The organism is Acinetobacter sp. YH01011 (assembly GCF_013420785.1).
Classification (GTDB): domain Bacteria; phylum Pseudomonadota; class Gammaproteobacteria; order Pseudomonadales; family Moraxellaceae; genus Acinetobacter; species Acinetobacter towneri.
Window position 1 is genome coordinate 203,245 of sequence record NZ_VOYG01000001.1, and the last position, 12,995, is coordinate 216,239.

Annotated in this window: 11 protein-coding genes; 7 read left to right on the top strand and 4 right to left on the bottom strand. The window is 41.7% G+C overall.

Annotation, left to right across the window (positions count from 1 at the left end):
- Positions 1–13 precede the first annotated feature (13 nt).
- Together FTT78_RS01020 and alaS are read right to left on the bottom strand one after the other, a co-directional pair.
- Entirely contained in the window at positions 14–1,294 is a 1,281-nt protein-coding gene (locus FTT78_RS01020; RefSeq protein ID WP_004971586.1) for an aspartate kinase, read from the bottom strand.
- A gap of 65 nt (positions 1,295–1,359) precedes the next feature.
- A complete protein-coding gene (alaS, locus tag FTT78_RS01025; RefSeq protein WP_180043304.1) occupies positions 1,360–4,053 on the bottom strand; it encodes an alanine--tRNA ligase in 2,694 nt (897 codons plus the stop codon).
- A gap of 462 nt (positions 4,054–4,515) precedes the next feature.
- On the opposite strand from alaS, the gene FTT78_RS01030 reads away from it, so the two are divergent.
- From FTT78_RS01030 to FTT78_RS01055, 6 genes are all read left to right on the top strand, one after another.
- Positions 4,516–5,550, top strand: coding sequence for a type I glyceraldehyde-3-phosphate dehydrogenase (locus tag FTT78_RS01030; protein ID WP_004971581.1), 1,035 nt, complete (start codon positions 4,516–4,518; stop codon positions 5,548–5,550).
- 135 nt (positions 5,551–5,685) lie between these two features.
- Positions 5,686–6,000 carry a hypothetical protein gene (locus tag FTT78_RS01035; protein WP_004971580.1) on the top strand — a complete coding sequence of 105 codons (315 nt, stop codon included), beginning with the start codon at positions 5,686–5,688 and terminating at the stop codon, positions 5,998–6,000.
- Positions 6,001–6,164: 164 nt separating this feature from the next.
- The gene (locus FTT78_RS01040) at positions 6,165–7,331 is read left to right on the top strand and encodes an ATP phosphoribosyltransferase regulatory subunit (protein ID WP_096901061.1); all 1,167 of its coding nucleotides are present in this window, start codon (positions 6,165–6,167) and stop codon (positions 7,329–7,331) included.
- A 69-nt stretch (positions 7,332–7,400) separates the two neighbouring features.
- Positions 7,401–8,720, top strand: coding sequence for an adenylosuccinate synthase (locus tag FTT78_RS01045; protein WP_004971574.1), 1,320 nt, complete (start codon positions 7,401–7,403; stop codon positions 8,718–8,720).
- A 238-nt stretch (positions 8,721–8,958) separates the two neighbouring features.
- On the top strand, positions 8,959–9,267 hold the full coding sequence (locus tag FTT78_RS01050; RefSeq protein WP_004971573.1) for a hypothetical protein: 309 nt from the start codon (positions 8,959–8,961) through the stop codon (positions 9,265–9,267).
- Positions 9,268–9,423: 156 nt separating this feature from the next.
- On the top strand, positions 9,424–10,206 hold the full coding sequence (locus FTT78_RS01055) for a M48 family metallopeptidase (protein ID WP_179988412.1): 783 nt from the start codon (positions 9,424–9,426) through the stop codon (positions 10,204–10,206).
- Positions 10,207–10,375: 169 nt separating this feature from the next.
- On the opposite strand, the gene FTT78_RS01060 is transcribed toward FTT78_RS01055, so the two are convergent.
- Positions 10,376–11,425, bottom strand: coding sequence for an NADP(H)-dependent aldo-keto reductase (locus tag FTT78_RS01060; protein ID WP_179989325.1), 1,050 nt, complete (start codon positions 11,423–11,425; stop codon positions 10,376–10,378).
- A 205-nt stretch (positions 11,426–11,630) separates the two neighbouring features.
- Entirely contained in the window at positions 11,631–12,335 is a 705-nt protein-coding gene (gene crp / locus FTT78_RS01065) for a cAMP-activated global transcriptional regulator CRP (RefSeq protein ID WP_004971566.1), read from the bottom strand.
- A 148-nt stretch (positions 12,336–12,483) separates the two neighbouring features.
- On the opposite strand from crp, the gene FTT78_RS01070 reads away from it, so the two are divergent.
- A complete protein-coding gene (locus FTT78_RS01070) occupies positions 12,484–12,906 on the top strand; it encodes an OsmC family protein (RefSeq protein WP_004971563.1) in 423 nt (140 codons plus the stop codon).
- Positions 12,907–12,995 lie beyond the last annotated feature (89 nt).

Sequence of the window (12,995 nt, forward strand, 5' to 3'; positions counted from 1 at the left end):
TGACAGGGGCGTATTAAGCGCGTGCGCTAGACTCACCGCTTTCACGATCTAGACCAAATACAGTGTGTAAAGTACGTACTGCAAGCTCTAAATAGTTTTCTTCAATAATGACTGAAATTTTAATTTCAGAAGTAGAAATCATGAGAATGTTGATGCCTTCATCTGCAAGTGCAGTAAACATTTTGCTTGCAACACCTGCGTGTGAACGCATACCTACACCTACGATAGATACTTTCACGATGTCACCACGTGTAGCGACTTCACGTGCACCAATTTCTTTGGCAGTTGCTTCAAGAATTGATTTTGCTTTGGCAAGTTCGCCACGGTTTACAGTAAAAGTAAAGTCGGTAGTACCATCTTCTTCTACGTTTTGGATGATCATGTCAACTTCAACATTGGCAGCGCCAATAGGTGACAAGATTTTAGATGCAATACCTGGCTCATCAGGCACACCTAAAATAGTTAATTTTGCTTCGTCACGGTTAAACGCGATACCTGAGATGATAGGTTGTTCCATGTTGTCTTCCAATTCAGTAGTAATGAGTGTGCCGACATTTTGTTTAAAATCTTCGTCGAATGCGCCATCATTGTCATTATCAAAACTTGATAATACACGTAAAGGTACTTGGTATTTACCTGCAAATTCAACCGCACGAATTTGCAATACTTTAGAACCTAAAGAAGCCATTTCTAGCATTTCTTCAAAAGAAATACGATCTACTTTTTTGGCTTTTGGTGCAACGCGTGGGTCTGTGGTGTAAACGCCATCTACGTCAGTGTAAATTTGACATTCATCGGCTTTCAATGCAGCAGCAAGTGCAACGCCAGAAGTATCAGAACCGCCACGACCTAAAGTCGTGGTGTTACCTTCAGCATCAAACCCTTGGAAACCAGCAACCACAATCACACGGCCTGCGTCTAGGTTTTCAGTTAACACGTCAGTATTAATCGCTTCAATACGTGCTTTGGTAAATGCGCTGTCAGTTTGAATACCAACTTGGCGACCAGTTAGTGATTTTGCTGCAACGCCAATAGAATTCAGCGCCATCGCTAACATCGAAATCGTCACCTGTTCGCCTGTAGACACCATTTGGTCTAATTCACGCGGATCAGGGGTTTCGGTAATGGCTTTCGCGAGAGCGAGTAGGCGATTGGTTTCGCCACTCATGGCAGAAACGACAACCACTACTTTGTGGCCATGATCATGCCAGCGCTTCACACGACGAGCAACATTTAAAATGCGCTCGGGAGTACCCATTGAGGTACCGCCATATTTTTGAACGATTAGTGCCATAGTTGTTCCATATAAGCCATGACCCTGAATTTACCTGCTCAGGGTCAGTTACACAAAAAGTGAGATTATTTTGCCGCAAGCCAAGCAGTTAAACCTGCCATCACCGTTGCAAAGTTCTCGTTAAGTGGCGCGCCACCTTGTGCCAAATCAGGTTTACCACCACCTTTACCACCTAGTTCTGTAGCCAAGCGTTTGATGATGTCTCCTGCTTTAATCGTAGCAGTAAAGTCTGGTGCAACAGAAGCGATTAAGCTGACTTTATCGCCTTCTACACCTGCAAGTACAATCACTGCTTGGTCGAGTTTGGATTTTACACCGTCGTGCAAATTACGCAGTGATTTTGCATCCATATTTTGTACAGTGGTAATGAGCGTGGTACGTCCAGCAAGTTCTTGTACTTGACTTAAAAGTTCAGCTGCTTGGAAGTGCGCTAATTTTTGATTGAGCTGTTCAATCTGCTTTTGAAGGCTAGATGCTGTATCGACCAATGTATTCACTTTTTCTAAAGTTTGGTCTTTTTGTGCTTTCAACAAAGCATTGATGCTGTTGATATCGCGTTCAGTTTTTTGAACGGCTTCAACGGCTTTGCTGCCTGTAATTGCTTCAATACGACGTACACCAGCTGCAACACCACCTTCAGAGATGATTTTGAACAGACCAATATCACCTGTACGTTTCACGTGAATACCGCCACAAAGTTCAATGGAGAAGTTTTTATCTTCAATGATTGAACCCATAGAAAGTACGCGAACTTCATCGCCATACTTTTCACCAAATAGCATCATTGCGCCTTTGGCTTTGGCTGCTTCAATATCCAGTAATTCAGTAGAAACTGCGGTATTGGCAATGACTTCTGCATTTACCAAACGCTCAATTTCTTGCAATTGTTCAAATGACACAGGTTGGTCATTGGCAAAGTCAAAACGTAAAATATCAGAAGCAACCAACGAACCTTTTTGCTGTACGTGTGCACCTAAAACTTGACGTAGGGCAGCGTGCAATAAGTGTGTTGCAGAGTGGTTGCGTGCAGTAGCTTCGCGGATGTCTGCTTTTACAATCGCTTCCACCGCTTGCGCAGCTTTTAAACTGCCCATGGTAACAATACCTTGATGAACAAAAGCACCGCCAGATTTTTTGGTGTCTTGAACTTCAAAAATACCTGTTTCGTTTTTGAATAGACCTGTATCACCAATCTGACCACCGCTTTCTGCATAGAACGGGGTTTGATTGAGTACGATTAAAGCTTCATCGCCTTCAACTACTTCATCGACTTGTTCGCCATCTTTGTAAATAGCCACAATTTGACCCTGACCAGTCGTTGCGTCATAGCCATCAAATTGAGTTTCACCTTCAACTTTTACAATTGAGTTGTAGTCAACTGCAAATTTACCTGCATCGCGTGCACGTTGACGTTGCGCTGCCATTTCAACTTCAAAGCCTGCTTCGTCAATGGTCAAGTCGCGTTCACGTGCAATATCTGCCGTTAAATCTGTTGGGAAGCCGTAAGTGTCATATAGTTTAAATACCACTTCACCAGGAATGACCGAGCCTTTAAGCTGTGCCAATTCACCCTCAAGCAATTTCAAACCTTGCTCAAGCGTTTTGGCAAATTGTTCTTCTTCTTTCAGTAATGCTGCTTCAATACGCGCTTGATTTGCTGCAAGTTCAGGATAAGCTTGACCCATTACTTCAATTAAAGGCTGAAGCATTTTGTGGAAGAATGAACCTGTTGCGCCAAGCTTGTTGCCGTGACGTACTGCACGACGAATAATACGACGCAATACATAACCACGACCTTCATTCGATGGATTCACGCCATCGGCAATTAGGAAGCAGCAAGAACGAGCGTGGTCAGCAACTACTTTGAGTGAAGCAGGGTAGTCTACAGGCTTGCCAGTTTGCTGTGCAGTTACTTCAAGAGCAGTCGTGTCTAAACCAATGATTTCAGCAGCAGCTTTTAACAGGTTCTGGAACAGGTCGATTTCATAGTTTGAGTTCACGTGTTGCAGAACGGCAGAAATACGCTCAAGGCCCATACCTGTATCTACAGAAGGTGCTGGAAGAGGGTGTAATACGCCATCTGCAGTGCGGTTGAACTGCATGAATACGTTGTTCCAAATTTCAATGAAACGGTCGCCATCTTCTTCAGGCGTACCTGGTAAGCCACCCCAGATATGATCGCCATGATCATAGAAAATTTCAGAACAAGGGCCGCAAGGACCTGTATCACCCATTGCCCAGAAGTTGTCTGAAGCATATTGGCCACCTTTGTTATCGCCAATACGGATAATACGAGAAGCATCTAAACCAATTTCTTTGTTCCAGATGTCAAATGCTTCATCATCGGTGTGGTAAACCGTGGCATATAAACGGTCTTTTGGTAGAGCTAACCATTGTTCACTGGTTAAAAATTCCCAAGCAAATTTAATTGCATCACGTTTGAAATAATCACCAAACGAGAAGTTACCCAACATTTCAAAGAAAGTATGGTGACGTGCGGTATAACCCACATTGTCTAAATCGTTATGTTTACCGCCTGCACGCACACATTTTTGTGACGATACAGCACGTACATAATCACGTTTTTCTAACCCAAGGAAACAGTCTTTAAACTGGTTCATACCTGCATTGGTAAATAACAGGGTTGGGTCATTGGCGGGTACTAGAGAACTCGATGCGACACGTGTATGCCCTTGCGATTCAAAGTAACGCAAAAATGCTTCACGAATTTCAGCTGATGTCATAAAACGAGTACTCACAACCAAGTCACTCCATAATTTCCGATTGGGCTAAACGCAAGACAGTCTGACAAAAATAATTCTTTTGCTGTCATGCAGGCTTAAAATTTTAAAAACGCCAAATTATAACGGAAAAAGCCATTATCACCAATCATTTTAGTGTGAATAGATGACAATTCTGACGCAAACTTGGTTGCGATTACGCAGAATAAATCTTTGCAATAGAAGATGATGAACATTTACATTCAAAGTAAGCGTTTACTGTAGGTCACGGAGTATGCCGAACTGCCATAAAGTAGAATACAAAATTTAAGAAAACGTAAATGTAAGCTAGAAAGTCAAAGCTGATATTTTTGATTTGCCGAATTAAACAACAAATTGCGTGAAAATTCGCAGAATTGATCTGATTTTTTTCAGTAAGGCCTCAAAATCTATTAACATAGTCTGTGCTTAAATTTTGATTTCATTATGAAAGGATCGGTCATGCAACGAGTGGCAATCAATGGCTTTGGTAGAATCGGGCGCAATGTGCTGCGGGCTTGGTTTGAAAATCCCAAAGACTTTCATTTTGAAATCGTCGCCATAAATGACATTGCCGATGTAGAAACCTTGGTTCATTTATTTAAATACGACAGTACCCATGGTCGTTTTAAAGGGCAGGTGGAAATTAGCCTTGAAAATGAACAGATTTTTTTGAATATTTCTGCAGGTTTGGCGCAATTAAAAGTTCAGGTGTTGAATCAGGCTCAACCTGCACAGTTGCCGTGGCAAGCTTTAAATGTAGATGTGGTATTGGAATGCACAGGGTTGTTTCGTTCCCGCGAGGCGGCAACGCAGCATATTACTGCGGGCGCCAAACGTGTGATTATTGGCGCTGCACCATTCGATACTGTAGATGCTGCGATTGTTTATGGTGTCAATCATCACGAAGTCAAAAATACTGACCAAATTATTTCCAGTGTGTCTTGCACCACGCAGGCTTTAGTACCACTGGTTAAAATTATTGATGACGCTTTTGGAATTGATACCGCATTAATGACTGAAATTCATGCAGTCACAGCCGATCAAACTGTATTGGATCAGGCGCATCGCGATTTACGTCGTGCGCGTGCATCAGGACAAAATATTATTCCTACAACTTCTTCTGCCCTAGGTGCTTTAAAACAAGTCATGCCAAAAATGGCAGATCGGATTGATGGTTACTCGATTCGTGTGCCGACCATCAATGTTGCAGCCATTGATTTAACTTTTATTTCTCAGTCGCCAATTACGGTGCACAAATTGAATCAGGTGTTGTGTGCTTCGGCAGCGCATGATTATGCCGAAATTATGCAAGTGACCGATGAGCCTTTGGTATCGAGCGACTTTAACCATTCACCTTATTCTTTAATTGTCGATTTAAGTCAAACCATGGTCGTGGGTCATCAAGCCAAAGTTTTTGCGTGGTATGACAACGAGTGGGGTTATGCCAACCGTTTACTAGATTTGTGTGAATCTTTTAGTCAGCGGGCGGTGTAAGCGGCTACTTTTTAAGACATATACAAAGTGTGAAAAGCGTGTAATAGTGATGACAGATTTTACACTTCGTATTCACGGTTAATTCACTGATTGATATAACAAAGTTTGCATAGAAAATTTGAATAGAGTAGTGGCATGATGATTATTTTATTGTGGGGATTTATTTTTTTGCTGGCACTTGCTGTCATTTTTCTGATTTGGTTGCAATTTAAAAATCAGGCAGACAGCAGCAGCGACGTGCAGCATCAACAGCAAGTCGAGCAAAAAGTATTACATTTAGAAGAGCATCTAAAAAAGACGTTGGAGATTATGCAAGATTTGGCTAAAAAGATGCAGGTTCAGCAAGATGCGCTAGATAAAACCGTGCAAAAAACCGCACAGCTTGAAATGCAAAATGCTGAGTTGGTCAGTTTATTGGCAAAGGCGGTGAAATCAAATCAGGACTTTTAAATGATGGCTTTGAAAGATGTGGTGTATTCATATTTTTTACCGCATATTTCAGAAAAAGTCAGGTGCATGAGCAAAAGTATCATGCTAAACTAGGAGAAATCGGGTGTGCTCCCGATTTTTTTATGCGGATTCGTTCCGCGCAAACAAGAATTTAGGTTTACAACATGCCCATTTCAGAGACATGGTTATTACCTGATGGTGTAGCTGATGTATTACCAGAACAAGCGCAAGTGATTGAAAGCTTGCGTCGTAAGTCACTGGATTTCCTCGCATCTCGAGGTTATCAGTTGGTGTACACGCCATTCATAGAATACATTGAATCTCTATCTTCTCTTTCAGAATCGAATCAAGATTTAGACCTTGCCACATTTAAAGTGATCGACCAACTTTCAGGTCGTTTGCTGGGTGTTCGTGCCGATATGACACCACAAGTGGCACGTATTGATGCGCATGTACATCCTGTAGATGGCATTGCACGTTACTGCTATGCAGGTACGGTTTTACATACCAAACCACAAGGTTTTAATACCACACGTGCACCATTGCAATTGGGTGCAGAGTTATTTGGTTCAGACAGCATTGATGCCGATGTAGAAATGGTTGATCTGATGCTCAGCTTGCTAAAAGAAGCAGGTTTGGCAGAAGGTGTGCATTTAGACTTGGGTCATGTCGGCTTGTTCCGTAGCTTGGTTAAACAAGCAGAATTAAGCAAAGCCACTGAACGTCAATTGTCAGATTTATATCAGCGTAAAGCATTGCCTGAATTGGCAGAATTTACCCAAGATTTAAATTTCGGTTCAGATTTTTATGCTTTAGGTCGCTATGCCAGTGATTTAACTGCTTTGCAGGCTCATTTAAGTGCTGATGTGTTGGAAAATACCGAATTTAAGCAAGCGTTTGAAGCCGTGAAAGCAACACAAGCTGAAATTCAGGCACGTTGGCCAAACTTGCATATTGGTATTGATGTGGTTGAGCTGCGTTCTTATCACTATCACACAGGTTTAATGTATGCAGTGTATGCGCCAAATCGTGCTGCACCATTGGCACAAGGCGGTCGTTATGATGGCATTGGTCAGCATTTCGGACGTGCGCGCCCTGCAACAGGTTTCTCTTGTGACTTGTTTGTATTAAGTGCAGGTCGTTTTGAATCATCGTCTGTTGTTGTTGCGCCTAAAGGCTCACAACCTGATTTAATCGCGGCTATCCAAAACACACGTGCGCAAGGCTTTAGTGTAATTCAATTGTTGGGTAATGATGATTTAAACTCGGTTCCATACGCAACGCACCAATTGGTTCTTGCAAATGGTGAGTGGACAGTCGAAAAAATTTAATCGCCAAGGCATGTTTCATGTTACAGGTCTTGGTTTTCAATTTTAACAGCATGATGTAATGAGGCTATTATGGGCAAGAATGTTGTGGTACTTGGTACCCAATGGGGCGACGAAGGTAAAGGTAAGATCGTCGACCTGCTCACAGATCAGGCGGCGGCAGTCGTTCGTTATCAAGGCGGACACAACGCAGGCCATACTCTCGTGGTTGGTGGTAAGAAAACTGTATTACACCTCATTCCATCAGGTATTTTACGTGAAAACGTACTGTGCTTAATTGGTAATGGTGTAGTACTTTCTCCTGAAGCACTCATTAAAGAAATGGGTATTTTGGAACAAGAAGGCGTGCCAGTGAAAGAGCGTTTACGTATTTCACCAAACTGTCCTCTTATTTTGCCGAACCACATTGCACTTGACCAAGCACGTGAGAAAAAACGTGGTAATGCCAAAATTGGTACAACAGGTCGTGGTATTGGCCCAGCTTATGAAGACAAGGTTGCACGTCGTGCGATTCGTGTTGCTGACTTGGTTCGTGGCGGTGAAGCACTACGCGCTCAATTGACTGAATTATTGGACTATCACAACTTCCAATTGACACAATACTACGGTGTTGAAGCAGTTCAGTTAGATGAAGTTTTAGCGCTATGTGACCAATGGCGTGAAGTGATTGCACCATTAGTGGTTGATGTAACGACTGAAATTCATAATTACCGTAAAAACGGTGACAACATTATGTTTGAAGGTGCGCAAGGTTCATTACTTGATGTTGACCACGGTACTTATCCGTATGTGACTTCATCGAATACAACTGCGGGCGGTGTAAGCTCTGGTTCAGGCTTAGGTCCATTACATTTAGACTACGTTTTAGGGATTACCAAAGCTTATACCACACGTGTAGGTGCAGGCCCATTCCCAACTGAGTTGGTGTATGATGCAGCAAATGACGTAGGTGATGCGATTGGTAAACACTTAGGTACTGTGGGTCACGAGTTCGGTGCTTCTACAGGTCGTCAACGTCGTTGTGGTTGGTTTGATGCCGAAATTTTACGTCGTTCAGTCGATGTAAACTCACTGTCTGGTATCTGCTTGACCAAGTTAGACGTATTGGACGGTTTAGAAGAAATCAAAATCTGCGTAGGTTATGAAAATACCGATTCAGGTTGTGTAGGTTCTTCTGATGCGCTTGCATACGAAAACTTAAAGCCAATTTATGAAACAATGCCAGGTTGGTCTGAATCAACTGTGGGTGCGACCAGTGTAGAACAATTGCCTGAAAATGCAGTGAACTACATCAAACGTCTTGAGCAGTTAATTGAATGTCCAATCGACATTATTTCTACAGGTCCAGACCGCGCAGAAACTATCGTATTACGTCATCCATTTGATGCTTAAGTCGTTGTGATTTAGCATAGCATTTAAGCTCTGATGATGTACTCAGCCCTGTCTAAATGATGGGGCTTTTTATTGCTGTTGTTTCAGTTTCAATAGCGACTCATTTTTGGAAACATTATAGATGATGCTGAGTGAGTTGTTTTTTCAAGACTAAAGTTGCAGATGACTGGCGCTGTGCAGAGCAGGGTGGCTTGTTACAATGGCTTTAGAAAATTAAATTTAATTAAGGTTATGCAGGATGCATAAAAATATTACCAGTACGATTTTTTATTCTTTATTGTTTGCGATGGGCGGCGCACCGACCATTGCCATGATGCTGATTTTATCGCAAAAGCATGATCCGAATATTATGTATCAGGCATTTATTGGTTTAAGCGTTATTTTTGCCTGTATTTTGGTGCCACTGATTCTGATTCAAAATGCTTACCTACTCTACAAACGCAAAAATCCAGAAATGGAAGAAAAAGTAGAAGTAGTGTCTAAAATTTACTTGGGTTTAAATGTTTTCTGTTTAGTATTTTGGTTGTGTTATCAATTTCTTTACTAGGGTAGTGATTGATCGCTCAGACATACAATCTGTACACAGCTTAGGCGTTGTTTACATAAATGATATGTTTATGAAGTGATTATAGATTTAAAGCCTTGAATTGATTTCATATAATTGATTGGTATGAAGATAGCTCGCAAGGCGGAGATTATTATAATGAACAAAAAACTGATGTTAAGTTTATGTGCCGCAGGCGCAATCACAGTTTCAGGGTGTACGACTGTTGCAGACATGGCGGGTGCAGATACTGCGACCTTAAATGCAACTGCTACCAAAAGCTATAATGAAATGGTGCAAGACGCACGCAATAAAAATCAGTTAGACACGAGTTCAACCACGTATAAACGTATCAATACTGTGTTTCAGCGTTTGATTCCACATGCCAACCAAATGAACCAAACTGGTCAGCCTTTCCAGTGGCAATTGGCGGTACTCAAATCTGATCAAGTCAATGCTTTTGTCGCACCAGGCGGTAAAGTGGTGTTCTACACTGGTATTGTGAATAAACTGAATTTAACCGATGCCGAAATTGCCGCAATTATGGGGCATGAAATGGTGCATGCCTTAGAAGAACACGCGAAAAGTAAAATTGGTGCACAGGCCTTAACCAATATTGCCTTGAACGTAGGTTTAAGTGCAGCAGGTAATAACGTTGGTCAATTGGGTGCAGCAGCAGCACAATTGGGTACGCAAATTGGGATTGGCTTGCCATATTCGCGTAATTTGGAAGGTCGTGCCGATCAGGGCGGTTTAATGCTGATGGCACGTGCAGGTTATAACCCGCAAGCTGCAATTACCCTTTGGGAGAAAATGAACAAGCTTGAAGGTGGTGGCGGTGCGTCATTCTTATCGACTCACCCATCGAACAGTCAGCGTATTGAAGCAATGCGTAAAAACTTGCCAGCAGCACAAGCGCTATATAACCAAAGTCGTCGTTAAGATGACCTTAGCCAGTTCAACTGGTTAAGATAAAACACAAAAAAGATGCGCATGGTTTTATGCGCATCTTTTTTTATGAAGACTTTTTGACTTTAAACAGCATAAAAATGATGAATTATTGCTGAGTTCATATTTTTAATTTCATTTTAAAGCAGTGCTTAAAATAAAATTAGGGCGCTGGATTGGGTTGTTGACGATGAATGGCTTCAATGCCTTGTAAAATTTCATCTGATAAGGTGATGTCAAAGGCATCAATATTTTCTTTGAGTTGCGCCATATTCGTCGCGCCAATAATGGTACTTGTCACAAAAAATTGCTGCTTGATAAATGCCAGCGCCAGTTGCGTCAAACTCAAGCCGTGTTGTTCTGCAAGTTGGGCGTATTGCTCGGTTGCCCATTCGCTTTGTGGATTACTGTAACGGCTAAAACGTGAATATAGCGTGACACGTGCATTGGCAGGGCGTGCGCCATGACGGAATTTACCAGTTAAATAACCAAAAGCCAAAGGTGAGTAGGCGAGTAGTCCAACACCTTCATAATGGGCGATTTCAGACATGCCAATTTCATAAGTACGATTCAGCAGGTTATATGGATTTTGTACGCTGACAAATTTACTTAATCCTAATTGTTCTGCCAAGTGTAAAAACTTCATGGTGCCCCAAGGGGTTTCATTCGACAGACCTATATAGCGAATCCGTCCTTTTTGAATTTCTTGTTGCAACGCGGTTAAGGTTTCAGCAAGGTCGGTTACTTCTTGCGTATTTTGTGCTTCTTGGTTGCCATAACCAAGTTTGCCAAAAAAGTTGGTTGGGCGTTGTGGCCAGTGCAGTTGGTATAAGTCGATATAGTCGGTTTGCAGGCGTTTTAAATTGCCATCCAGTGCAGAATGAATATCCTCTGCGTTAAAGCGGGTTTTGCCGTCTCGAATATGACTGCCGCCTTGCGAAGGGCCTGCAATTTTAGAGGCTAAAAATAATTTGTCACGTCCGCCACGTTGCTGTAACCAATTGCCAATGATGGTTTCGGTTGCACCTTGAGTTTCTACTTTTGGTGGTACGGGATACATTTCTGCGGTATCCCAAAAATATAAGCCTCGTTCTAGCGCATAATCGAGTTGTTGAAAGGCTTCTTGCTGGGTATTTTGTTCACCAAATGTCATGGTGCCTAAACAGATTTCTGGAACTAGAATGCCTGTTTTTGCCAAAGGTCTAAATTGCATCTTAGCATCTCGCTTAACATTGTCTTTATGAAGTCATGTCCTAAGAGGCTAAACCATTTTGAGCCGCTTGTGGCAGTTAAAATTGCTGATGCTTTGTAATGGTCGTAAGAATTATATTTTTATAGTTGAAAATGGCTATAAGTTATATACAGGCAATAAAAAAGCAAATCCGAAGATTTGCTTTTTTAATGAGCATATAGATGGTTTACTCGTCATCAAAGTTGCCATCAGTGGATTCATTTTGCTCCAAAGAAGCATCAAAAATCAGAATGGCTTTACCATCAGTTTCAATCATGCCTTGTTCTTCAAGTGTTTTTAGAACACGCCCGACCATTTCACGTGAACAGCCGACAATACGACCAATTTCTTGGCGTGTAATACGAATTTGACGACCGTTTGGCAAAATCATGGCTTCTGGTTGCGCAGAAAGATCAATCAAGCAACGTGCAATACGACCAGACACATCTATAAAGGCAAGGTCAGTTACCTTACGTGTAGTATTTTTTAAACGACGTACCAGCTGTGCAAAAACGGCATAGCTTAAGTCAGGATATTGTTTGCTGAGTTCGTGGAAGTTTTCATAAGTAATTTCTGCAATTTCACAGACATCACGAGTACGAACTTCTGCAGTACGTTGTGGATTCGATTCAAACAGACCCATTTCCCCAAAAAAGTCGCCTGGATTCAAATATGCCACAACAATTTCGCGATCATCATCTTCGCGAAGAATAATTGATACTGAACCTTTTAAAATCAAATATAACGATTTAGATTCAGTCCCTGCATCAACAATAGTTGTCCGTTTTGGATAACGGTTGATGTATGCACGTTTTAATAATGCTTTGACTGAGTCAGGCAGTTGTCCAGGGGACAATGCATCAGTGCTCAGCTGTGAAAAGTTTGAAGTCATGCTAACGGTTCCGAAAATGGATAAATAATAGATCGCACAAGACCTAGTCTGAACTTGTCACACAGTAGAGATGAAATTCCTTATCAACTCAAGTTATGTTAGTGTACAAATACCCGTGTCAATTTATAGTTTTTTTTAGGTAGTTGCAATGCAAACAAGTGTTCAGTGGTTAGAGAACGTTGCTTTTGAAGCCAAATCAGAAAGTGGTCATTCTGTGGTGATGGATGGATCTGCAGAATATGGCGGTGAAAACCGTGGTCCACGTCCTATGGAGTTAATCTTAATGGGACTTGGTGGTTGTGCTTCATTCGATATTGTGACTATTTTAAAGAAATCACGCCAAGAAGTGACGCATGTTGAATGTCAGTTAAAAGCAGAACGTGCCGATAGCATCCCTGCCGTGTTCACCAAAATTCATTTGCATTTTGTGGTCAAAGGCAAGGCTGTCAAGGAAAAGCAGGTTGCGAAGGCGGTTGAACTTTCAGCAGAAAAGTACTGTTCTGCAAGTAAAATGCTATCTGATGGTGGCGTCGAAATTAGCCATGATTTTGAAATTATTGAACAAGATTAAGCTTTGACTGATAGGTCATACAATGGTTGGTATATTTTGCCAATCATTGTAACTAAATATTTCAAATGGCATAAATAACAATCAAAAGC

Bases quoted from the DNA above. Each gene is read 5' to 3' on its own strand.
- FTT78_RS01055 (WP_179988412.1), top strand. From the start codon at position 9,424: ATGAACAAAAAACTGATGTTAAGTTTATGTGCCGCAGGCGCAATCACA.
- FTT78_RS01040 (WP_096901061.1), top strand. From the start codon at position 6,165: ATGCCCATTTCAGAGACATGGTTATTACCTGATGGTGTAGCTGATGTA.
- FTT78_RS01060 (WP_179989325.1), bottom strand. From the start codon at position 11,425: ATGCAATTTAGACCTTTGGCAAAAACAGGCATTCTAGTTCCAGAAATC.
- FTT78_RS01050 (WP_004971573.1), top strand. From the start codon at position 8,959: ATGCATAAAAATATTACCAGTACGATTTTTTATTCTTTATTGTTTGCG.
- FTT78_RS01035 (WP_004971580.1), top strand. From the start codon at position 5,686: ATGATGATTATTTTATTGTGGGGATTTATTTTTTTGCTGGCACTTGCT.
- FTT78_RS01045 (WP_004971574.1), top strand. From the start codon at position 7,401: ATGGGCAAGAATGTTGTGGTACTTGGTACCCAATGGGGCGACGAAGGT.
- crp (WP_004971566.1), bottom strand. From the start codon at position 12,335: ATGACTTCAAACTTTTCACAGCTGAGCACTGATGCATTGTCCCCTGGA.
- FTT78_RS01020 (WP_004971586.1), bottom strand. From the start codon at position 1,294: ATGGCACTAATCGTTCAAAAATATGGCGGTACCTCAATGGGTACTCCC.
- FTT78_RS01070 (WP_004971563.1), top strand. From the start codon at position 12,484: ATGCAAACAAGTGTTCAGTGGTTAGAGAACGTTGCTTTTGAAGCCAAA.
- FTT78_RS01030 (WP_004971581.1), top strand. From the start codon at position 4,516: ATGCAACGAGTGGCAATCAATGGCTTTGGTAGAATCGGGCGCAATGTG.